At 69.7% G+C, this 21779-nt stretch carries 17 protein-coding genes and 1 other RNA gene; 12 read left to right on the top strand and 6 right to left on the bottom strand.

The genetic code is table 11. The features are described 5' to 3' along the window. Positions 1-71 precede the first annotated feature (71 nt). From alaS to citZ, 5 genes are all read left to right on the top strand, one after another. Positions 72-2852: an alanine--tRNA ligase gene (alaS, locus tag ACZ5KW_RS15260; RefSeq protein ID WP_343780562.1), complete on the top strand. Its 2781-nt coding sequence runs from the start codon at positions 72-74 to the stop codon at positions 2850-2852. A 9-nt stretch (positions 2853-2861) separates the two neighbouring features. Beyond that, positions 2862-3671 carry an alpha/beta fold hydrolase gene (locus ACZ5KW_RS15255; protein WP_343780564.1) on the top strand — a complete coding sequence of 270 codons (810 nt, stop codon included), beginning with the start codon at positions 2862-2864 and terminating at the stop codon, positions 3669-3671. 49 nt (positions 3672-3720) lie between these two features. Further along, a complete protein-coding gene (locus ACZ5KW_RS15250) occupies positions 3721-4437 on the top strand; it encodes a type 1 glutamine amidotransferase (protein ID WP_343780565.1) in 717 nt (238 codons plus the stop codon). Positions 4438-4527: 90 nt separating this feature from the next. Continuing rightward, complete coding sequence (locus ACZ5KW_RS15245; RefSeq protein WP_343780566.1) at positions 4528-6417, top strand: PINc/VapC family ATPase; 1890 nt, start codon at positions 4528-4530, stop codon at positions 6415-6417. A gap of 192 nt (positions 6418-6609) precedes the next feature. Continuing rightward, the gene (gene citZ, locus ACZ5KW_RS15240) at positions 6610-7749 is read left to right on the top strand and encodes a citrate synthase (RefSeq protein WP_343780567.1); all 1140 of its coding nucleotides are present in this window, start codon (positions 6610-6612) and stop codon (positions 7747-7749) included. Positions 7750-7948: 199 nt separating this feature from the next. On the opposite strand, the gene ACZ5KW_RS15235 is transcribed toward citZ, so the two are convergent. The 3 genes from ACZ5KW_RS15235 to ACZ5KW_RS15225 form a co-directional block, all read right to left on the bottom strand. Next, a complete protein-coding gene (locus ACZ5KW_RS15235; protein WP_343780568.1) occupies positions 7949-9184 on the bottom strand; it encodes a digeranylgeranylglycerophospholipid reductase in 1236 nt (411 codons plus the stop codon). A gap of 128 nt (positions 9185-9312) precedes the next feature. Further along, positions 9313-10176 (bottom strand): 2-oxoacid:ferredoxin oxidoreductase subunit beta, encoded by an 864-nt coding sequence (locus tag ACZ5KW_RS15230; protein ID WP_343780570.1) that lies wholly within the window; start codon positions 10174-10176, stop codon positions 9313-9315. Positions 10177-10179: 3 nt separating this feature from the next. Then, positions 10180-11937 (bottom strand): 2-oxoacid:acceptor oxidoreductase subunit alpha, encoded by a 1758-nt coding sequence (locus tag ACZ5KW_RS15225; protein WP_343780571.1) that lies wholly within the window; start codon positions 11935-11937, stop codon positions 10180-10182. Positions 11938-12271: 334 nt separating this feature from the next. Here ACZ5KW_RS15225 and ACZ5KW_RS15220 point away from each other — a divergent pair, with 334 nt between their 5' ends. Together ACZ5KW_RS15220 and ACZ5KW_RS15215 are read left to right on the top strand one after the other, a co-directional pair. Then, entirely contained in the window at positions 12272-12916 is a 645-nt protein-coding gene (locus ACZ5KW_RS15220; RefSeq protein ID WP_343780572.1) for an FAD-dependent oxidoreductase, read from the top strand. Between the two features lie 86 nt (positions 12917-13002). Beyond that, entirely contained in the window at positions 13003-14028 is a 1026-nt protein-coding gene (locus tag ACZ5KW_RS15215; RefSeq protein ID WP_343780574.1) for an aldo/keto reductase, read from the top strand. Between the two features lie 51 nt (positions 14029-14079). On the opposite strand, the gene ACZ5KW_RS15210 is transcribed toward ACZ5KW_RS15215, so the two are convergent. Beyond that, a complete protein-coding gene (locus ACZ5KW_RS15210) occupies positions 14080-14538 on the bottom strand; it encodes a hypothetical protein (protein ID WP_343780575.1) in 459 nt (152 codons plus the stop codon). 109 nt (positions 14539-14647) lie between these two features. On the opposite strand from ACZ5KW_RS15210, the gene ACZ5KW_RS15205 reads away from it, so the two are divergent. Next, the gene (locus ACZ5KW_RS15205) at positions 14648-15055 is read left to right on the top strand and encodes a DUF7548 family protein (RefSeq protein WP_343780576.1); all 408 of its coding nucleotides are present in this window, start codon (positions 14648-14650) and stop codon (positions 15053-15055) included. An 83-nt stretch (positions 15056-15138) separates the two neighbouring features. Next, positions 15139-15450: signal recognition particle sRNA (gene ffs / locus ACZ5KW_RS15200), an RNA gene on the top strand. Between the two features lie 59 nt (positions 15451-15509). Here ffs and ACZ5KW_RS15195 read toward each other — a convergent pair. Further along, entirely contained in the window at positions 15510-17147 is a 1638-nt protein-coding gene (locus ACZ5KW_RS15195) for an HTTM domain-containing protein (RefSeq protein ID WP_343780578.1), read from the bottom strand. A 123-nt stretch (positions 17148-17270) separates the two neighbouring features. Then, positions 17271-17855: a GNAT family N-acetyltransferase gene (locus ACZ5KW_RS15190; RefSeq protein ID WP_343780579.1), complete on the bottom strand. Its 585-nt coding sequence runs from the start codon at positions 17853-17855 to the stop codon at positions 17271-17273. 193 nt (positions 17856-18048) lie between these two features. Between ACZ5KW_RS15190 and ACZ5KW_RS15185 the strand changes: the two genes are divergently transcribed. From ACZ5KW_RS15185 to ACZ5KW_RS15175, 3 genes are all read left to right on the top strand, one after another. Beyond that, on the top strand, positions 18049-20049 hold the full coding sequence (locus ACZ5KW_RS15185) for an ATP-dependent DNA ligase (RefSeq protein WP_343780580.1): 2001 nt from the start codon (positions 18049-18051) through the stop codon (positions 20047-20049). An 88-nt stretch (positions 20050-20137) separates the two neighbouring features. Beyond that, on the top strand, positions 20138-20968 hold the full coding sequence (locus ACZ5KW_RS15180; RefSeq protein ID WP_343780582.1) for a hypothetical protein: 831 nt from the start codon (positions 20138-20140) through the stop codon (positions 20966-20968). 35 nt (positions 20969-21003) lie between these two features. Beyond that, a complete protein-coding gene (locus ACZ5KW_RS15175) occupies positions 21004-21738 on the top strand; it encodes an MBL fold metallo-hydrolase (protein ID WP_343780583.1) in 735 nt (244 codons plus the stop codon). Positions 21739-21779 lie beyond the last annotated feature (41 nt).

Below are 21779 nucleotides of genomic sequence, written 5' to 3'. Positions count from 1 at the left end.
GTTCGGCCTGACGCCGACGCTGACGACCGACCCCGGAACCCTTTTGGAGCAACACCGGCCACGTTCGTGTAATGAGCGATCTCGAAGCGGAGTACCGTCTCGACTACTTCGAGGAGGAGGGGTTCACCCGGAAGGAGTGTACCTCCTGTGGCGCGCACTTCTGGACCCGCGACGACGACAGGGAGCTGTGCGGCGAGCCGCCGTGTGAGGACTACAGTTTCATCGACGACCCGGGATTTCCCGAGTCGCACTCGCTGTCGGAGATGCGGGAGGCGTTCCTCTCCTTCTTCGAGGACAACGACCACGAGCGGATCGAGCCGTACCCCGTCGCCGCGAACCGGTGGCGCGACGACGTCCTGCTGACGCAGGCGTCGATCTACGACTTCCAGCCGCTCGTCACCTCCGGGGCGACGCCGCCGCCGGCGAACCCCCTCACCATCTCGCAGCCGTGTATCCGGATGCAAGACATCGACAACGTCGGCAAGACGGGCCGGCACACGATGGCGTTCGAGATGATGGCCCACCACGCGTTCAACACGCGCGAGGAGGTCGACGAGGAGGAGTACGCCTATCACGGCGAGGTGTACTGGAAAGACGAGACGGTCCAGTACTGCGACGAGCTGTTCGAGAGTCTCGGCGCGGACTTAGAGGAGATAACCTACATCGAGGACCCGTGGGTCGGCGGCGGCAACGCCGGCCCCGCCATCGAGGTCATCTACAAGGGCGCCGAGCTGGCGACGCTTGTCTTCATGTGTATGGAGTTAGACCCCGACGGCGACTACGAGATGAAAGACGGGAACACGTACTCGTTCATGGACACGTACATCGTCGACACCGGGTACGGGCTCGAACGCTGGACGTGGATGAGCCAGGGGACCGCGACGGTGTACGAGGCGATCTATCCCGACGCCATCGACTTCCTGAAGGACAACGCGGGCATCGAACACACCGAGGCGGAACGCGAGATCGTCCACCGCGCGGCGAAGCTCTCGGGGCGCCTCGACATCGACGACGTCGACGACGTGGAGGCGGCTCGCGGCGAGATAGCCGACCGACTCGACGTCGACGTCGACCGGCTGCGCGAGCTGGTGGAGCCGCTCGAATCGATCTACGCGATCGCCGACCACTCGCGGACGCTCGCGTACATGTTCGGCGACGGGATCGTTCCCTCGAACGTCGGCACGGGATATCTCACGCGGATGGTCCTGCGACGCACGAAGCGGCTCGTGGACGAGGTCGGCGTCGACGCGCCGCTCGACGAACTCGTCGACATGCAGGCCGAGCGGCTCGGCTACCGGAACCGCGACACGATCCGCGAGATCGTTCGCAGCGAGGAGCGGAAGTACGAGGAGACGCTGGAACGTGGCGCTCGCAAGGTCGAACAGCTCGCCGACGAGTACGCCGGCACCGGCGAACCCATCCCGACCGCGGAGCTGTTGGAGCTGTACGACTCACACGGGATCCAGCCCGACATGGTCGCCGACATCGCCGACGACCGGGGGGCGACCGTCGACGTGCCCGACGACTTCTACTCGCTCGTCGCCGACCGACACGAGGAGGGAGACGCCGCGGCCGCGAGCGACGAGCGCGACGAGCGTCTCGCCGACCTCCCCGAGACGGAGAAACTGTTCTACGACGACCAGGGCCGCACGGAGTTCGAGGCGGTCGTCCTCGACGTGTTAGACGCCGACGAGGGGTACGACGTCGTGTTGGACCAGACGATGTTCTACCCCGAGGGCGGCGGGCAGCCGGCCGACAGGGGACAGCTCACGGTCGGTGAGACAACCGTCGACGTGACCGACGTCCAGGAGGTCGACGGGGTCGTCCTCCACCGTGCGGACGCGGACCCCGGGAAAGGGGAGTTCGTCCGCGGGCAGGTGGACGGCGACCGCCGCGACCGACTCCGCGCGCACCACACCGCGACGCACCTCATCGGCCACGCGGCCCGCGAGGTGCTCGGCGATCACGTCCGGCAGGCGGGCGCCCAGAAGGGGATCGACTCCTCGCGGCTCGACGTGCGTCACTTCGAACGCATCACCCGCGAGGAGGTCAAGGCGATCGAACGCGTCGCCAACGAGCTGATCCGCGACGACGTTCCCGTCCGTCAGGAGTGGCCCGACCGCAACGAGGCCGAGGCCGAACACGGCTTCGACCTGTATCAGGGGGGCGTCCCGCCGGGAACGAACGTCCGGCTGATCCACGTCGGCGACGCCGACGTTCAGGCCTGCGCGGGGACCCACGTCGACAGGACCGGTGCCATTGGCACGGTGAAGGTGTTGAAAACGGAGCCGGTTCAGGACGGCGTCGAGCGCATCGTGTTCGCGGCCGGCGCCGCCGCGGTCGAGGCGACCCAGCGCACCGAGGACGCGCTGTACGACGCGGCCGCGGTCTTAGACGTCGACCCGCTCGACGTTCCCGACACCGCCGAGCGCTTCTTCGAGGAGTGGAAGGCGCGCGGCAAGGAGATCGAATCGCTCAAAGAGGAGCTCGCGACCGCGCGCGCTTCCGGCGGCGCAGACGCCGAGGAGGTCGAGGTCGACGGGACGGTCGCGGTGATCCAGCGGCTCGACGGCGACGCTGACGAGCTGCGCGCGACCGCGAACGCCCACGTCGACGACGGGAAGGTGGCGGTGATCGGCAGCGGCGCCGACGGCTCCGCGAGCTTCGTCGTCGGCGTCCCCGACGGCGTCGACGTGAACGCCGGGCAGGTCGTCGCCGAACTCGCCGGCCGCGTCGGCGGCGGCGGCGGCGGGCCGCCGGACTTCGCACAGGGCGGTGGTCCCGACGCCGAGGCGCTCGACGGCGCCCTCGACGACGCGCCGGACGTGCTCCGGGCCGTCCGCGAGGCCTGAGAGGGCACCATGCCGGTCGCCGAGAACGCCCGCGACGGCGCCGCGATCCGATACGAGGTCGACGCGAGGGGCGTCGGGCCCGACGACGAGGCGGTCGTGTTCTGTGGCGACGTCGGCCTCGGCGCGTGGCAGTTCGGGTGGCAACACGCCGCGCTGGCGGGACCGCACACGGTCGTCACGCCGGAGACGCGCGGCGTCGGGCGGTCGGACGCTCCGCCCGGCCCCTACCGGGTCGAGACGCTCGCGGCCGATATCGAGGCCGTCTGTGCGGCAGAGGGGATCCGGAACGCCCACCTCGTCGGCTACGGCCTCGGCGGGATGGTCGCGCTGACCGCGGCGCTGAGCTCCTCGCGCCCGGCCAGTCTCGCCGTGGTCGGGACGCCGCCCGCCGGCGACGCGTACCACGCTGACGGGGTCTGGGCCGACCCGGCCGACCCGTCGGCGGTCGAGGGGGTCCTCTCCGGGCTGCTCTCGGTCGACTTCCGGGAAGCGCACCCGGACGCGCTCGAACGGATCGCGGAGTGGCGCCTCGCGGAGGACGCCGACCGCGAGACGTACGAGGCACACCGCGCCGCGGTCGAGGGGTTCGACCTCGTCGACCGACTGTTCGAGGTCACGACGCCGACCGTGGTCGTCCACGGGAGCGACGACGCGGTCTGTCCGATCACGGCCGGCGAGACGCTGGCCGAGGGGCTTCCCCGCGGCGAGTTCGTCTCCGTCGACGGCGCTCGCCACCTCGTCGGCGTCGAGGCCTCGGCCGCGGTCAACGACCACCTCGTCGGGTGGCTCGCTGAGCATGCGACCGGCGAGTTCGAGTAGCTCACCGTCAGCGCAACCGTTTTGAGGCTCTCGCCTCTCCGTCCACTCGATGACTCGCCTCCGGTTCGCCCTGTTGAACGCCGCCCACGACGGCGCGAACACCCGTCGGAACTTCCGGCGGGAGATCGACGCCGACCTCGTCGAGTTCGACGCCACCGCGGGGGACCTCCCCGACCACACCGACTTCGACGGCGTCGTGGTGACGGGGTCGCGGTCGTCCGTCTACTGGGACGAGGAGTGGATACCGGCGCTCGTCGACTACGTCGCCGAGGCCGTCGCGGCCGGCTGCCCGGTCCTCGGCGTCTGTTACGGCCATCAGGTGCTCGCGGAGGCGCTCGGCGGCCGCGTCGCCGGGATGGACGGGTTCGAGATCGGCTACAACGAGATCAGCCGCCTGCGCGAGGACCCGCTTTTCGACGGACTCGGCGACTCCTTCACCGCCTTCACGACTCACGGCGACGCGGTGGTCGAACTCCCGCCGTCCGCGACGCTGCTGGCCGAGAACGAACACGGCGTCCACGCGTTCCGCGACGGCCACTGCTGGGGCGTCCAGTTCCACCCCGAGTACGACATCGAGACCGCTCGCGACGTGACGGACGGCAAGCGAGACCAGATCGGTGACGCGCGCGTCGACACGGTCCTCGAGTCGATCACCCCCGCGGCGTACGACGCCGCCTGCGAGGCGAAGGCGCTGTTCGAGAACTTCACGGCGTACGCGGAACGGCTCGCGGCCGACGAGACGGAGCCGGCGGCCGCGGACGACTGAGCGAGGCGGGCGGCCGCGGACGACCCACCGGCGCCGTCGACGCGGCCCCCGGTCGAACACCCTTATACGGTTCCCGTACCGAACCTCGGTATGAACGTAGTACCGGACACGAGCGCGGTCGTCGACGGCCGCGTGTCCGAACGCGTCGCGGACGGGACCTACGAGTCGGTCTCCGTGTTCGTCCCGGAGGCGGTCGTCGGCGAACTGGAGTCGCAGGCGAACGACGGGCTCGAATCCGGCTGGGACGGGCTGAGCGAACTCAAGCGACTCGCCGACTACGCCGACGACGGGACGATCGACCTGCGGTACGTCGGCGAGCGCGCCAGCGGCGACGCCAAGTCGAACGCCCACGAGGGCGACGTCGACGCGCTGATCCGCGATCTCGCCGCCGATCACGACGCGACGCTGCTCTCCAGCGACGTGGTCCAGGCCGAGGTCGCCCGCGCGAAGGGACTCGACGTGGAGTACGTCGAACCCGTCGCCCGAGGCGTCGTCGACGACCTCCCGATTCAGGACTTTTTCACCGACGAGACGATGTCGGTCCACCTCAAGACCGGCACCGTTCCGAAGGCGAAGCGCGGGACGCTCGGCGAGATGCGCTACGTCGAGATCGACGACGAGGAGACCGACGAGGAACAGATGCGCGAGTGGGCCAACTCGATCGTCGACCTCGCCCGCCAGTCCAACGAGGGTTTCATCGAACTGTCGAACGACGGGATAGACATCGTCCAGTTCCGGAACTACCGGATCGCGGTCGCGCGACCCCCGTTCGCGGACGGGATCGAGATCACCGCGGTGCGGCCCATCGCGAAGACGACGCTCGACGACTACGAGTTCGCCGACGAGCTTCGCGAGCGGTTCCGCGAGCGGAAACGCGGCGTGCTCATCTCGGGATCGCCCGGCGCCGGCAAGTCGACGTTCGCGCAGGCGGTCGCCGAGTTCTTAAACGACAGCGACTACGCGGTGAAGACGATGGAGAAGCCGCGCGACCTCCAGGTGGGGCCGGAGATCACCCAGTACGGCGCGCTCGGCGGCGAGATGGAGAACACCGCGGACTCCCTCCTCTTGGTCCGGCCCGACTACACCATCTACGACGAGGTGCGGAAGACGAACGACTTCGAGGTGTTCTCGGACATGCGGATGGCCGGCGTCGGCATGGTCGGCGTCGTCCACGCCTCCCGCGCCATCGACGCGCTCCAGCGGCTCGTCGGTCGCGTCGAACTCGGGATGATCCCCCAGATCGTCGACACCGTGGTCTACATCGAGGCGGGCGAGGTCCACACCGTCTACGACGTGACCACCGAGGTGAAGGTGCCCGCCGGACTCACGGCGGAGGACCTCGCGCGTCCGGTCATCCAGGTGTCGAACTTCGAGACGGGGACGCCGGAGTTCGAGATATACACGTTCAACCGGCAGGTCGTCACCGTCCCGCTGAACGACGACGAAGAGGCCGAAAGCGAGAGCGGCGTCGGTCGCATCGCCAAAAAGGAGATCGAACGCGAGATCCGCTCGGTCGCGCACGGCCACGTCGACGTGTCGCTGAACGGCGACGACGAGGCGGTCGTCTACGTCACCGAGGGAGACATCGGCACCGTGATAGGGAAGGGAGGCGGTCGCATCGCCGACATCGAGAACCGGCTCGGGATCGACATCGACGTTCGCACGCACGACGAGAAGCCGGGCGGCGCGGGCGCCGGCGCCTCCGGCGGCGAGAGCGGCGCCAGCGGTCACGGTGACGGGCAGGTCGGCGCCGAGCGAGGGACCGTGGTCGCGCCGGAGATCACCTCGCGACACGTCGTCATCGACGTCGACGACGGCGTCGGCGAGACGGTCGAAGTGCGCGCCGACGGCGAGTACCTCTTCACCGCCACCGTCGGCCGCGGCGGCGAGGTTCAGGTCTCTCGCGGCTCCGCCATCGCGGAGGAACTGGAAGACGCGATCGACCGGAACCGGACGGTGACCGTCGTTCCGGCCCGCTGAGACGAACGGGTGCGGTCGGGTCCGCCGCGGCAGAGAGCGGGGGGTTCAGACCGGGCCGACGGCGTCCGGTCACCCGAGAGCCGTCTCTCGATCGCCGGGTACGCGTCGTCCGACGCAGAAACGTACCACGATCGTCGTAACCTATCCCTCCTGAAAGATAACGCTTTTTTGACGGTGTAGACAACTCGGGGTATGGCTGATGAGTTAAAACGCGGGCTCGAGGGCGTCCTCGTCGCGGAGTCGGATCTGAGCTACGTCGACGGCGAGGTCGGAAAGCTCGTGTATCGCGGGTACGACATCGAAGACCTCGCTCGCGGCGCGAGCTACGAGGAGGTGCTGTACCTGCTGTGGCACGGCTCGCTCCCCACTGCCGCGGAACTCGACGCGTTCACCGCCGACCTCGTGGCCGAGCGCGACGTCGATGACGACGTCATCGAGACGGTCCGCGCGCTCGCCGACGCCGGCGAGCGACCGATGGCCGCCCTCCGGACCGCGACGTCGATGCTCTCGGCGTACGACCCCGACGACGGCGACAGCGAGGAAACGACCCTCACGCAGGGCCGCCGGATCACGGCGAAGATCCCGACGGTCCTCGCCGCGTTCGAACGCGTCCGTCAGGGGAACGAGCCGGTCGCGCCCGATCCGGACCTCTCGCACGCCGGGAACTTCCTCTACATGCTCACGGGCACGGAGCCCGATCCGGTGAGCGAGGAGACGTTCGACATGGCGCTCACCCTCCACGCCGACCACGGCCTCAACGCCTCGACGTTCACCGCGATGGTGATCGGCTCGACGATGGCCGACGTCTACTCCGGCGTCACCGGCGGTATCGGGGCGCTCTCCGGGCCCCTCCACGGCGGCGCCAACCAGGACGTGATGGAGGTGCTCCACGAGATCGACGCCTCCTCGAAGGACCCCGTTCAGTGGGTGAAAGATACCCGCGACGACGGCGGACGCATCCCCGGGTTCGGCCACCGCGTCTACAAGGTGAAAGACCCCCGCGCGAAGATCCTCGAGGAGAAGCTCCGCGACCTCTCCGAGTCGTCTGGCGACACCAAGTGGCTCGATTACACCACCGCCATCGAGGAGCACCTCACCGATCAGGGGCTCGTCGAGAAGGGGATCGCCCCGAACGTGGACTTCTACTCCGGCTCCGTCTACGACTCGCTCGGCATTCCGGTCGACATGTACACCCCCATCTTCGCGATGAGCCGCGCCGGCGGCTGGATCGCCCACGTCGCCGAGTACCAGGAGGATAACCGCCTCATCCGCCCGCGCGCCCGGTACACGGGCCCCGAGAACGCCGAGTTCGTCCCGATCGACGAGCGGTAAGCGGTCGCGACCCGTTTCTGTCGGTTGTCTGCCTCCGTCACTCGAACGCAGAGACTTTCGTTTGACGTCCCGGAACCGACGCCGACCAGCCTCGCGCGCGTTCCGGGGACTCCCCGACTCCAGGCCACGGAGCCGTTCCGAAGTCAGGTCTCGTCGGTGGTCGGCGTCCGCGAGAATCGTTCGCCGTCGTGCGTCGCGTTCAGGCGTTGAGGCGCTCGCGAGCGTACTTCGCGAGCAGCGGGACGTCGTCGAGATGGAGGAGCCGCGCCATCCCCGCCTTCTCGCCGCGGTTCGCCTTCGCTAAGATGTCGTCGTCCGTCCGCTGGAGGTCTCGGAGGAGTCGGTCGTACCGCTCGTTCGGGGCGAGATACAGCAACTCCGTGAGCGCCAGCCGGGACTTCGCGCGCGGCGCCACGTCGCGGTGCCAGAGCGTCTCGTACACGGCGAGGCTCTCCGCGTCGACGCGGCGCTCGGAGTCGGTGAGACAGCGGTCGACCGTCGCCGCGGCGGCGCGGGCGGACTTCATCCCCTTGTGGATCCCCTCGCCCCACAGCGGGTCGATGGTCGGCACGGTGTCGCCGATGGCGATGAACCGGTCCGTGTGCATCTGTCCCGGGCGCTGGATGTGTGCGGAGCCGCGGTGGACCTTGCCGTCGAGCTTCGTTGCGTCGGCGAACCGGGGGTCCCGGTCGACCCAGTCGTCGAGGTAGCCGTCGACGGTCTTGCCCGCCTCGGCGAACTCGCGGTGGCGGTCGTTCTGGATGTAACAGATGCCGACCTTCGCGGTGTCTTCGCCGGTCGCGAAGATCCACGAGTAGCCGCCGGGCGCGATTTCGTGGTCCAGACGGAGCATCATTGCGCGCCGGAGGTCCGCGTACTCCGGGTGGTTCATCTCGACGCCTTCCATCTCGTACTCGATGCCGATCGCCTGGTTCTCGCGTTCGAGGTCGACGACGTCGAGGGCGCTCGCGATCGGCGCGGCGGGACCGGTCGCGTCGATCACGATGTCGGCGTACACCTCCTCGTCGCCGTTGTACCGCACGCCTTCGATGACGTCGTCGTCGTCGAGGATCGGTCGGGAGACCCGCGCGTCGAAGCGGTACTCCGCGCCGTTCTCCCGGCCGTCGGCGACGAGGAACTGCTTGAACTCCGCGAACTCCAACACCGCGCCCGGCTGGTAGCTCTCGTAGTACTCGTTGGGAGACTCCAACACGACGTCGTCTGTGTACGACATCACGACGCCGTCGGGAATTCCGAACGAGGACATCATCGACGGGAACGTGCCCGCCGTCGACTTGTTGCTCTGTCGCGGGAACTCGTCTTCCGACTCGGTCTCGAGAACGACGACGTCGTAGCCGCGCGTCGCCAGGTCGCGGGCGCACTGCGCGCCCGCCGGACCGGCGCCGGCGATCGCGACGTCGTAGCGGTCAACCATACACAACGGTTGCGGACCCACCTAATTAGACTTGCTGAAACCCGACGAGAACTCCGCGCAAACGGGCTCGTTCGCCCGTTTTTGGCCGTCGCGAGAGGACGGAATACCGCCCGTCGTTCGCGACCGTTTCAGTAGAACTCGCGGACGAGATCGGTCGCGCTCTCCGGAGCGCCGTCCGGGATCACCGACATGTCCTCGTCGACGCCGTGCTGTTCGTGGTACGGCACCGACGACTCGTCTTTGTAGAAGACGCCCTGGTGTTCCTTCTCGTTGTCGAGGATGACGTCTTTCGCGTCCTCGCGGTTGGTCGGGTCGTGGTCCGACTCCTTCAGGTCGACCAGCGAGTCGCGGAAGTAGTCGTACGTGTCGACGTCGTTGAAGGTGACGCACGGCGAGTAGACGTTCACGAAGCCGAACCCGTCGTGTTCGATGGCCTCCTGAATGATCTCTTGGTGTCGGAGCGCGTCCGAGGAGAACGACTGCGCGATGAACGTCGCGCCCGAGGCGAGCGCCAGCGCGTGCGGGTTGACCGGGGGCTGTTTGGGGCCGTCGGGGCTCGTCGACGTCTCGAAGTCCTCACGGGAGGTCGGCGACGCCTGTCCCTTCGTCAGGCCGTAGATGCGGTTGTCCATCACGACGTACGTCATGTCGACGTTCCGCCGGACGGCGTGGACGAAGTGGCCCGCGCCGATGGAGTAGCCGTCGCCGTCGCCGCCGGCGACCATCACTTCGATGTCGGGCCGAGCCATCTTGACGCCCGTGCCGACGGGGAGCGCGCGTCCGTGAACGCCGTGGAGCGCGTAGCTGTGCATGTAGGTGCCGATCTTCCCGGAACAACCGATGCCGGCGACGACGAAGGTGTTGTCGGGGTCGTTCCCCGTCTCCGCGAGTCCCTTCATCATCCCGTTCATCGTGCCGAAGTCGCCGCATCCCGGGCACCACGTCGGCTGCTTGTCGGACTTGAAGTCCGTGAATCGAATATCTGAGCTCATTGGTTACGCCTCCACCCCCGCTTCGAGGGTCGCTTTGATCTCGTCTGCGAGTTCGTCGGCCTTGAATCGCACGCCAGTGTACTTGTTCACGCGGTCGACGCGTTCGAGCACGTCGTGTTCGACGATATTCGCGAACTGTCCGGTCTCGTTACACTCGACGACGACGACGTTCTCGGCCGCCTCGACCGCTTCGGTAAGGTCCGGTCGCGGGAAGATGTACGGGACCGAGAGGACCCGCACGTCGGGCCCGTCGTCCCCGAGCAGATCGAGCGCCTCGACGAGCGCGCCCTCGTTCGACCCCCACGTGATGACGAGGTTCTCCGCGTCGGCGTCGCCGAACTCGCGCGGGCTCCAGTCTTCGCGCTCGCGGGCGGTGTCGACCTTCCGGTTGCGCTTGTCGACCTGCTCGACACGCATCTCGGTGTCCTCGGTCCGTCGACCCTGCTCGTCGTGTTCGAGGCCGGTGGACATGTGCGCGCCGTCGGCGGTGCCGGGGAACGCCCGCGGCGAGATGCCGTCGTCGGTGATCTCGTGGGGCTGGAAGCCGCCGGACTCGCTCATGTGGTCGTCGATCGTCGTCTCGTCGACGACGTTGCCGCGGTCGATCTCGACTTCGTCCATGTCGAAGGTGTCCGGGGAGAACGTCTCCTCGGTGACCGCCATCGAGAGGTCGGCGGTGAGGTAGACGGGGAGCTGGTACTTCTCGGCGAGGTTGAACGCCTCGACGGTCTTCCAGAAACACTCCGAAATCGTCGTGGGCGCGAGCACGAACCGGGGGACCTCGCCGTGCCCGCCGTACAGCATGTGGTTGAGATCGCCCTGCTCCTGTTTCGTCGGCATCCCGGTCGAGGGGCCCGAGCGCATCACGTTACAGATGACGAGCGGCGTCTCCGAGGTGGCGATGAGGCCGAACGTCTCGGTCATCAGGTCGATCCCGGGGCCCGAGGTCGCCGTCATCGCGCGGGCGCCGCCGCGGGCCGCTCCCAGCGCCATGTTGACGGCGGAGAGCTCGTCTTCCGCCTGAACGACGTGGCCGCCGTACCGCTCGATGCGGCCGGTGAGGTACGTCATCACGTCGGTCGCGGGCGTGATCGGATAGCCGGCGTAGAAGCGGCAGCCGGCCGCGATTGCGCCCATCCCGATGGCCTCGTCGCCGTTGAGGAGGACGTAGTCCTCGTCGGTGGTCTCCAGGTCGTAGTCGAACTCGTGGTCGTACTCCTCGGCGACGTACGACTGACCGGCGCGGGCGGCCTCCTTGTTGTTGTCGACCAGCTTCTGTCCCTTGTCCTTGAACCGCTTTTCGAGCGCCGAGTCGAGGTTCTCGATGGGGAACTCCGCCACCTCGCAGGCGGCGCCGAGCGCGACGACGTTCCGCATGATCGCCCCGCCGGCGTCTTCGGCCAGGCTCTTGAGCGGGACGTCGAGTCCGATCATCTCCTCGGGGATCTCGACGTCTTGCATCGTCGTCCGCTCGCCGTCGTAGATGATCACCGACCCCTCGTGGAGCTCGTCGAGGTTCTCCTCGATCGTCCGGGGGGTCAACGCGATGAGCACGTCGAGTCGGTCCACGACGCTCTGTACCTTGTCGACGGAGGTCCGCACCTTGTAGGCGGTGTACCCGCCTCGGATCCGCGATGCGAAGTCCTTCGACGTGAACACGTGTCGACCCGCGCGGGAAAGCGCCTGTGCGAAGATCTTTCCCGTCGAGTCGATGCCGTCGCCGGCCTCTCCGCCGACAGCCCAGTTGAAATCCGCGGCCATGTGCTATGGGCAAGGTTCCGGCGGACTCATCAAAAGGCTTCTGGAAGGAGTCACCGACACATTTCTGAACGAACGTGTTCCTTCTCGCGAATATTGTCGTTTATTGGGGCCGAATTCGCGAATACACTCAAGATAATTGACCATGCGTTCACCGCTTTCCTCACGATCGTCCCTTCGCGTCGGACCCGTTTTCGACGTTCGTCGAACGATTTCGGCCGACCCTCGGCCTAGGTCGGACGCTTCGTGGCACGGCGTGCGCGAGCGAACCGGTTTCGACACGGGCAGGACCGACGCCGACGGGAACACGTTTGTGTCTCCCCCGCCGATACGGCCTATGGACACGACAGCGACGGTCGAGTCGGTCGAGTCGGTCGGCCCCGACACGTACGCCCTCCGCTTTCGCGCCCCCGAGGGGTTCGCGGCCGAACCCGGACAGTTCGTGAAGCTCGGCACCGACATCGACGGCGAGTCGGTCGCACGCTTTTACACGCTCTCGTCGCCGCACGTCGGCGACAGCTTCGAGGTCACGATCGGTATCGACCCCGACGAGGGCGGCGAGTTCTCCGCGTTCCTCGCCGACGCCGAGGCCGGCACCGAGATGACCCTCTCCGGCCCGTACGGCGACCAGCACTACGACGGCGAGCCGCGCGCGGTCGTGATCGCGGGCGGACCCGGGATCGGCCCCGCGGTCGCCATCGCGGAGCGCGCGCTCGACGAGGGGGCCGCGGCCGCCATCGTCTACCGCGCCGACGACGCGGCCCACGCCGACCGGATCGAGGCGCTCCGCGAGCGCGGCGTGTCGGTCCACCTCCTCGACGGCGACGACGCGCTGACGACGGCCGTCGACGACGTGCTCACGGGCGCGGCCGACGAGACGGTCTTCGTCTACGGGTTCGCCGACCTCGTCGCGGACGCGGAGGCCGCCGTCGACGCGGCCGGCGGCGACGCTGACGCCGCGAAAGTCGAGAACTTCGGGTAGCCACCGACCCCTGACGGGCGACGCGCTCTCAGGTCCCGACCGCCGGTGCCGCCACGCTTTACAGACCGGCACCGAGAGGGGTGAGTATGGACTACCGACGACTCGGCAACACCGGGCTCAGCGTTTCGGAACTCTGTCTCGGGACGTGGCGGTTCGGTCGCGAGACGAACGGCGTCGTCGAGACGGGCCGCGAGGAGGCCCACGAACTGCTCGACGCGGCCGCGGACCGCGGGATCAACTTCATCGACACGGCCAACGTGTACGGGACGCCGAACGGGAAGAGCGAGACGTACATCGGCGAGTGGCTCGACGAGCGCGACCGCGAGGACTACGTGATCGCCTCGAAGGTGTACTTCCCGTTCGACGGGCGCGGCGAGCCCGGCCCGAACGACTCGGGGCTCGGCCGCAAACACATCCGGGCGCAGATCGAGGGGACCCTCGACCGGCTCGACACCGACTACCTCGACGTCTACTATATCCACCGCTGGGACGAGGACACCCCGATAGAGGAGACGATGCGCGCGCTCGACGAGCTGGTCGCGGCGGGGAAGGTCCACCACCTCGGCGCGTCGACGATGGCGGCCTGGCGGCTGACGAAGGCCCAGTGGACCGCCGACGTCAACGACTACGCGAGCTTCGACGTGGTCCAGCCGCTCCACCACGCGGGCTACTACGAGGACGTGAAGGAGTACCTCGACGTCTGTGTCGACCAGGATCTGGCCGTCTGTCCGTACTCCCCGCTCGCGGGCGGGTTCCTCACCGGGAAGTACGAGCGCGCCGACCCGGACGACCCCGAGCGGGTGATCGCGCCCGACGGGTCGCGCGCGAGCTTCGACGACCGGTTCGAGCGCTTCTACCTGTCCGAACGCGGCTGGAAGGTGCTCGACGCCGTCCGCGAGGTCGCCGACGAGTCGGACGCCACGCCCGCGCAGGTCGCGCTCGCGTGGCTCACCGAGTGGGACGAGTTCACCTGCGTCCCCATCGTCGGCGCGCGGACGGTCGAACAGCTCGACGAGAACGTCGCGGCCACCGACGTCGACCTGTCCGACGAGCAGTGGGACCGGATCATGGACGCGCGCTACGCGCCGGACGGCACCCTTTGGGGGCACTGAGCGCCCCGCGGTCTCGGTCGGGCCGCCGTCGACGGACGCGTCGACGCCGCGTCACTCGTCGAAGTCCGGGAGGTCGTCCGGCGCGTCGAAGTCGGCCTCCCAGTCGATGTACTCCGCTTTCAGCGTCTCGCAGACGATCTGTCCGAGCTCCGTGAGCCCCGCGTTGATCGCGGAGACGGTCCCCCACGAGTCCAAGTCCGGGTGGAGGTCGCGCTCCTTCCAGTCCTCGGGCAGCCCCGGCGCGTGGTAGCCGACGCGGTCAGCGAAGTCGTCCCAGAAGAAGTCGAACCGGGAGACGAGATCGAGGTCGAGCGCGATCCGCCAGTCTTCCTCGTCCATGTCGCTGCCGGCGGCCCACTCCGCGAACGCCTCCTCCCACGCGCCCTCGCGGAGGAAGCTCCCCAGTTCGTCGCGGCGGTACTCGCCGCCGGACACCTCGGCGTCCTCGTACTCGTTCGGGTCGACGGCGGCGAGTTCGGGAGGGGCCGGCGGGTCGACGTCGAGTGACATGGTCGGACGTGGGGGCCGCCGAGGCAAAACGCTACGGGAACGGGTCGGCCCGCGCCCCGCGGTGCGTCCGATCCGGTCCTTTTACCGCGGCGCCGTTCCGAGAGCGAGTATGGACTTCCGCGCCCTCTCGCGCCGGGTCGGGATCGTCGCCGCCGTCGCCACCGTGATCGCGCTCGTCGCGCCGTACGCGCTCGTCTCGGGGTACGCGACCGAACTCGCGGGGTACTACTCCTCCGGCGCCGTCGGCTGGGGCGGGATCGCGCTGTTCGCGCTGTTGAGCGCGGTCGTCATCGCCTCCGTCGAGCGGGGCAACCTCGACCCGGGGACGCTCGCCGGGGTCGCCGTCGTCCTCGGGGTCGCCACGACCGCGAGCGCGGCCCTGTGGGCGACCGCGATAGAGCCGACCTCGGTGTTCGCTGAGTACCGCTGGCTGGTGTGGCACGCGCCCGCGGTCGTCGCCGTCTCGGTCCCCGTGCCGCTCTCCGCCGCGGTGTACGCCCGCGCGCTGTTGTCGTGAGGGCGGGCGGCGGGTGAGTTCGTACGGTTCACCTCCGGCGTCTCGCCGAACGAAAGGCCCTTAAGTTGGTGCCCTGTACAGCGAAGTGGACTAGGTCGGGCGGTTAGGCCCCGCTCGTCACCCGTGAGGTAGTCTTTAGCGGGGACCGAACAGCGGGCACGTCCGGTCAGACCGGCACGGGCCCCGAGAGCCAACGTGGAAGCCTCGTCCGCCGGGGACAGCGGTCCGTGGCGCCCGCTCGCAGGAGCGGTCCGTCGCGGTTCGTCGGCGACACTGGGTCAGGCGCGGAAGCGAGCAGCCCACCGCCGGACGCCAGTCGCTCGTCGGGTCGCGGGGTGGAGGAGGCAATCGGGATACCCCGTGACGGAACGCCGGGCTCCCCCGCCTGTCCGTCATTCATACGCGTTTTCACTCGGCGAGCGGCGCCCCTTTTTTCCACACCGCCACCGCGGCGTCACTCGTTCTGGATGAACTCGCCGGAGCAGTCGTACTCGATCAGCGCGAACTCGCCGGCGGCCTCGACGGTTCCGTTGCCGGGGGTGGTTCGCTCGTACGCCTGGTAGACGGTCACGTTCTCGACGGCCGTCTGGTGGGTCCGGTTCCAATCGCTACAGAGGTAGTTCGCGAGGTACGAGCGGTGGTTCTCGTTGTCGGCCCCGTAGACGTTCGCGAAGTACTTCCGCCACCGAGCGGTCGGATAGGTAGTCTCCACCCGCGACGGCCGTTCGAAGTCGGCCGCCGAGCCGTGTAACAGGTCCCGCTCGCTGCCGTCTTCGAGGGTCCCGGCGGCGACGTACCACCGGGTCGTGTCGATGGGGTCCGGCGCGAACATCTGCCACGACTGTTCCATCTCGACGGCGTCTAAGACCTCCTCGGCGGGGTCGGGGGTGTCGGCGTAGCCGACGGACGACGCGCTCGAGAGGACGATCAACACGAGGAACGCGTACGGCAGCACCGTCGTGAAGAGCACCTGCCCGCGGGCGAGACCGGCGGAGAGCCTCGAAGTATCGGAGCCGTCGGCGCGGTCCGAGGCGGTCCATCGAGGGGCCCACGCGCCGAGCGCGGGCACGGACCGCGCCCGTGATTCGAGACGAGCCCGCCACCGCGCGAGCGACCCCGAGCGATCCAGACTGGCGACGACGCGCTCGGCGGCGTCCCAGACGGGCGTCTGGACGAACAGGAGGAAGCCGACGACGACGACGACGGGGAAGAGGCCGACTCGGATCGTGACCGCCATCCCGAGGTGCATCCCGACGAACAGCGACCCGAGCACCGCGCGTGGGAAGCCGGTGAGCAGGAGCAACAGCGGCGACGCGACCAGGAGCACGACCCACAGGACCGTGAACGCGCGGAGGAGTCCGTGGAGCTCGGCGAGGTAGTTGCCGAACAGGTAGGTCAGCTGGTCGGCCTGGGTGATGTACGCGACCGCGTCGCCGCCCATCCACTGCTCGCTTTCGAACTTGTGGACCGCGTTCGTCACGTACATCAACAGCATCTGTATCAGGACCGCCATCGTGGCGACCGTCGCGATCGAAGCGTCGCTCACCCCCGCCGGTGCCGAGTTCGGTTCCGGTTCGGAGTCGGCCGATCGGTCGGCGCGTCTGGCGGCGTCGACCGACCAGCGCGCGCCGAGCGGGAGGAAGGCGCTCCAGAACAGCAGCATGAGAAGCAGGCTGTCGCCCGCGTTCAACACCATCGGGTTCCGCCCGTGTAACGAGAACAGCAGGACCCACGAGACGACGGTCACGGCTCGCGTTCGATACCCGACGGCCAACGCGAGGGCGAACGCGCCCGCGACGGCGAAAAGCAGCGCCACGGCCCACGGCTCCCCGACGAACCCGTACAGCGACTGGGTCGCCGAGTAGTCGGAGAAGAGCGCCCGTCGCGGAAGGACGCCGTAGTCGGTGTAGAAGGCGGTCAGCGACCGCGACCGCAACGCGAGGTCCGCGATCAGTACCGCTCCGAGCCCGATCCGGAAGGCGGCGAGCGCGCGCAAGTCGATCGCGACCCGCGCCGCGAACGCCGCGGACAGCCTGTCGACGGCGCCGGCGATCCGCGACCGCGCGGTCTGCGTGGAAGAGGTTCGGTCCATGGTGTCGCGGTGCGTCGTTGGACTGCCCTCCAAGACCGACCGGTATAAGCTTGGTGTAGCGACGCCCCGGAGGCCTCCGGTCGGCGGACGCGCGCAGACCGATCGGCGGCCCGCGAGAGGCCCTCAGCGACCGGTGTCGTACTTGTAGGTCGCCGAGTCGGGGTCGATCCCGAAGTCCTCCGCCGACTCGGTCGGCTCGTCGTCGCCGGTCGGCTCGGCGTCCTTGAACGCCCCGCGGAGCGGGCTCGGCATCTCGAAGTCGTCGACCGCGAGTTCGAGCCCGACGACGTCGCCGCCGAGGAACTCGCGTTTCTCCGTCAGGCGGTCGGAGAGCGCCGGCGGGAGGTCGGCCGTGTCGACGCGTTCGAACCCGAACTGCGTCAGGTACTCCGGCTGGTCGGTGAGCACGTACACGGTGTCGAACCGGTCCGCGGCCGCGGTGTCGACGAGGCGCTCGACGACGTGCGCCCCGACGCCGCGGTCGCGCCACTCGGGGAGGACGCCGATCCCGGTGAGTTCGATCCGGTTCTCTTCGCCCTCGTCGCCGCGGTGGAGCCGAAGCCGGCCGAATCCGGCCCGGTCGCCTGACTCCTCGTCGACCGCGATCACGTAGTCCCGTGACCGGAAGGCGACGTCGTCGAGCCCCAGGCGCTCGATCGCGTCCAGTAACCACGCCTCGTCACGGTTTTTGGCGTCGCGGACGTACATGGGAGGCCGTAGGAGGGCGGAAGTGAAAAACTGTTCCCCGGCCGGGCCGCCGGTCGCGGCGTCGAGAATCGGCCGCGTCGTGCGCTCGCGTCGGGTCGTTTTTGCCGGCCGCGCAACGCGCGTCGGGTCGCTATTGCCCGACGCACAACGCGCATCGCGTCGCTTTTGCCCGCCGGTCGCCGACTCGACGCATATGGAGTTCGCCGCGCTGGCGGAACGGGCGGAACGGGTGGCCGCGAACGACGGCGACATCGAGACGACCCTCGCCGTCGCCGACCTGCTCGCGGACGCCGGGGTCGGAGGAAGCGACGGGAGTGACGAGACCGACCGAAGCGCCGAGACCGGCGACGGCCCCACCGACGACCTCCCCGTCGTCGTCCGGTTCCTGCTCGGTCGCGTCTTCCCCGCCCACGACACCCGGACGCTCGACGTCGGGCCCGCGCTCTGCCGCGAGGCCGTCGCCCGCGCCGCGGGCCCGAACGTCTCCGCGGACGACGTCGAGGACCGACTGGCGGAACGCGGAGAGATCGGCGCCGTCGCGGCCGAGTACGACTTCGGCGGCCAGCAGGGGCTCGTCGCCTTCGGCGCCGGGCGCGACGCGCTCACGGTCGCCGCGGTGGACGAGCGCCTGCGCGAACTCGCGGCCGAGAGCGGCGACGGGAGCGAGTCCCGCAAGCGAGACACGCTGTTCGGACTGTTCACCCGGTGTTCCCCGAGCGAGGCGGCGTTCCTCGCCAGGCTGGTCCTCGGCGAGATGCGACTGGGCGTCGGCGAGGGGACGGTCCGAGACGCGATAGCGGAGGCGTTCCTCGCCCCGGAACCTCGGTCCGAGGACGGCGACTCGGAACCGGACGGTCCGGAACCCGAGGCGTCCACCGACTCGGACGCGACCGACGAGCCCGAACTCGACGCGCCGGCGGACGCGGTCGCGGCCGTCGAGCGCGCCCTCCAAGTGACGAACGACTACGGTCGCGTCGCGGTGCGCGCCCGCGACGAGGGGCTCGACGGCCTCGGCGAGGAGTCGCTGCGGGTCGGCCGACCGGTCCAGGCGATGCTCGCGCAGGCGGGCACCGCCACCGACGCGGTCGACTCGTTCGGTGAGGTCGCCGTCGAGACGAAGTTCGACGGCGCGCGCGTTCAGGTCCACTACGCCCCGGCCGGCACCGCCCCGGCCGGCACCGCTCAGATGAACGGCGACGGGGAGGACCGACCGGACGACGGGTCGGCGCTCGGACCGCGGCTCTACTCGCGGAACATGGACGACGTGACCGAGGCGCTCCCGGAGATAGCCGAGTACGTCGCGGCGCGCGTCGACGTCCCGGTCATCTTGGACGGCGAGGTCGTCGCGGTCGACGACGCCGGGGATCCCCTCCCGTTTCAGGAGGTGCTCAGGCGGTTCCGCCGAAAACACGACGTCGACCGCATGCGCGAGACGGTCTCGCTCCGTCTCCACGCGTTCGACTGCCTCCACGCGGACGGCGCCGACCTGCTCGACGACCCTCTCCTGACGCGCCACGAGCGACTCCGAGCGGTCCTGCCCGACGCGGCGGAGGACCTCACGCTCGCCGACGACGCGGACACCGTCGCGGCCGCGGAGCGGGCCGCCCTCGACGCCGGCCACGAGGGCGTCATGCTGAAGAACCCCGAGGCGGCGTACACGCCCGGCGACCGCGGGCGCGACTGGCTGAAGCGCAAGCCCGACGTGGAGACGCTCGACGCCGTCGTCGTCGGCGCCGAGTGGGGCGAGGGGCGCCGCGCGGAGCTGTTCGGGACGTTCCTGCTCGCCGTTCGCGACGCGGACGGGGGCGCCCGGTCGGCCGGTGCGGTCGACTCAGGCGACGCGGTCGACCCGAACGGCGTGACGGACGGCGACGGGTCGGGCCGCCTCGACGGCGACGACCTCGCACCTCCGGGGTACGCCACGGTGGGCAAGGTCGCCACGGGGATCACGGACGAGGCGCTCGCTGACCTCACGGAGCGACTGGAGCCCCACGTCGTCGGCGAGGCGGGCACCACGGTCGCGTTCGACCCGGAACTGGTGGTCGAGGTCGGCTACGAGGAGATACAGCGCTCGCCGACCTACTCGGCCGGCTACGCCCTCCGGTTCCCCCGCTTCGTCGGCGTCCGCGAGGACAAAGGCGTCGCCGACGCCGACTCGCTCGCCCGCGTCCGGCGGCTCGTCGGCGACGACTGAGCCGGGCGGCGAGGGACGCGCCCGCCAGCCTGACGACCCGCGTTCCGCCACGCGAAACCCCTTCACGTTCGGGCCCGTACGGTCGCCTATGCCAGGCCCGCTCGGCGACGCGACGCGGCGCGACCTCACCGACGCGGCCGTCGACCGGCTCGCGGCCGCGGGGTACGAGATCACCCGCCCCGAATCGGGCGCCGAGCCGCCGGCGATCGCGACCCGCGGCGACGACCGCGTCGCGGTGGAGCCGCTCGCGGCGGACGACGCGACGCCCATCGTGATCACCTCACGGCTCGGTCACGCGCTCGACCGCGACCGCCGCGCCCTGTTCGTCGCCCGCGACGCCGCCACCGCCGACGCGGTCCGGGACCTCCTCGCCGAGCCGCCGCTGCTCGCAGCGCGACGCGACGGCCGACGGACGTTCCATCTCGGCCCCGACCGGATCCCGGTCTCCGGGGGCGGGTACGCCTGCGTCCGTACGGAGGGACTCGGCGAGCCGACCTTCGACTGGCGCGAGACGGACACCCCGGCGGGTCCGGTCACGGCGCACCCCGACGTCGACGCCGCCGCCTCCGACGACGCCGGGCGCCCGGTCGTCCCGCGACTCGTCTGCGAGGTCGACGGCGATCCGGTCGCGGTCCTCGGGGGCGTCGAGAGCCTCCGGACGCCGCCGGACGAGGCGTTCCCCTTCGCGTACCGGCGCGACCCGGCGGACAAGCGCTTCCGCGTTCGCCGCGGGGACGACGGGACCGTCGTCGAGACCCTCGGCGGGTTCGCCGCGTTGCGCGACGCCGGCTACGTCCCGGTCCCGATGCCGCTCGTCCCCGAACACCTCCTCGGGCGGGCGGTCGACGACGACGCGCTCGCCGCGGCGTGGGAGCTGTCCGTGATCGACGGCGACCGGGAGCGGGACCGGAATCGATAGCCACGCTCAAGACGACCGCGACCGGATCCGGGGACATGACGGTCCGCTACGATGAGCTCGCGGTGGAGTGGCTCGGCTACGCGACTGCGCGGTTGGCGACCGACGGGGGACCGGTCGTCTACACCGACCCCGGCCGGTACGGCGTCCTCGACGACTACTGGGCGCGCGACGGCGACCTCGTCGTCGTCACTCACGACCACCACTACGACAGCGACGGGATCCGGTCGGTCGCGAGCGAGGACGCGACGATCGCGATCTACGACGCCGTCGACCCCGCCGGGATCGATCGCGACGTGGAGCCGATCGACGCGCTCGCCGACGACTACGAGGTGGTCCGCGTCGGCGAGGAGGAGCGCGTCGACGTCGACACGCCCGCCGGTGCCGTCACGGCGTGGTCCGTCCCCGCCCACAACGACCCCGAGGGGCCGAACGCCGACGCCGACGGCTCGGTGCCGCACCCGCCCGGCTTCGGCTGCGGCTTCCTGCTGTCGCTCGGCGGACACACCGTGTTCTGGCCCGGCGACTCCGACGCGCTCGACGGGTTCGCCGAGCTCGACGTCTCCGTCTTCCTCGCGAACATCGGCGGGGGCGGCATCGTCGCTGACCGACGCGAGGCCGCCGAGCTGGCCGAGACGATGGCGCCGGACCTCGTCGTCCCGATCCATTACGACACGTTCCCCCAGCTCGAGGCCGACGGCGAGGCGTTCGCCGGCGACGTCGCGAGCCGCTCGATCCCGGTCGCTCTCGACGCGCGCTCCGCGAACCAGTAACAGGAGCCGCGTCGCGGGCGGTGACCTTTTTATCCCGCCGC

It is taken from the genome of Halorubrum ejinorense (assembly GCF_055389685.1).
This window is presented reverse-complemented; position numbering and strand designations above follow the sequence as displayed.

Bases quoted from the DNA above. Each gene is read 5' to 3' on its own strand.
- ACZ5KW_RS15185 (WP_343780580.1), top strand. From the start codon at position 18,049: ATGGAGTTCGCCGCGCTGGCGGAACGGGCGGAACGGGTGGCCGCGAAC.
- ACZ5KW_RS15215 (WP_343780574.1), top strand. From the start codon at position 13,003: ATGGACTACCGACGACTCGGCAACACCGGGCTCAGCGTTTCGGAACTC.
- ACZ5KW_RS15195 (WP_343780578.1), bottom strand. From the start codon at position 17,147: ATGGACCGAACCTCTTCCACGCAGACCGCGCGGTCGCGGATCGCCGGC.
- ACZ5KW_RS15250 (WP_343780565.1), top strand. From the start codon at position 3,721: ATGACTCGCCTCCGGTTCGCCCTGTTGAACGCCGCCCACGACGGCGCG.
- ACZ5KW_RS15220 (WP_343780572.1), top strand. From the start codon at position 12,272: ATGGACACGACAGCGACGGTCGAGTCGGTCGAGTCGGTCGGCCCCGAC.
- ACZ5KW_RS15210 (WP_343780575.1), bottom strand. From the start codon at position 14,538: ATGTCACTCGACGTCGACCCGCCGGCCCCTCCCGAACTCGCCGCCGTC.
- ACZ5KW_RS15205 (WP_343780576.1), top strand. From the start codon at position 14,648: ATGGACTTCCGCGCCCTCTCGCGCCGGGTCGGGATCGTCGCCGCCGTC.
- ACZ5KW_RS15245 (WP_343780566.1), top strand. From the start codon at position 4,528: ATGAACGTAGTACCGGACACGAGCGCGGTCGTCGACGGCCGCGTGTCC.
- ACZ5KW_RS15255 (WP_343780564.1), top strand. From the start codon at position 2,862: ATGCCGGTCGCCGAGAACGCCCGCGACGGCGCCGCGATCCGATACGAG.
- ACZ5KW_RS15175 (WP_343780583.1), top strand. From the start codon at position 21,004: ATGACGGTCCGCTACGATGAGCTCGCGGTGGAGTGGCTCGGCTACGCG.
- ACZ5KW_RS15235 (WP_343780568.1), bottom strand. From the start codon at position 9,184: ATGGTTGACCGCTACGACGTCGCGATCGCCGGCGCCGGTCCGGCGGGC.
- ACZ5KW_RS15190 (WP_343780579.1), bottom strand. From the start codon at position 17,855: ATGTACGTCCGCGACGCCAAAAACCGTGACGAGGCGTGGTTACTGGAC.
- ACZ5KW_RS15180 (WP_343780582.1), top strand. From the start codon at position 20,138: ATGCCAGGCCCGCTCGGCGACGCGACGCGGCGCGACCTCACCGACGCG.
- ACZ5KW_RS15225 (WP_343780571.1), bottom strand. From the start codon at position 11,937: ATGGCCGCGGATTTCAACTGGGCTGTCGGCGGAGAGGCCGGCGACGGC.
- ACZ5KW_RS15230 (WP_343780570.1), bottom strand. From the start codon at position 10,176: ATGAGCTCAGATATTCGATTCACGGACTTCAAGTCCGACAAGCAGCCG.
- alaS (WP_343780562.1), top strand. From the start codon at position 72: ATGAGCGATCTCGAAGCGGAGTACCGTCTCGACTACTTCGAGGAGGAG.
- citZ (WP_343780567.1), top strand. From the start codon at position 6,610: ATGGCTGATGAGTTAAAACGCGGGCTCGAGGGCGTCCTCGTCGCGGAG.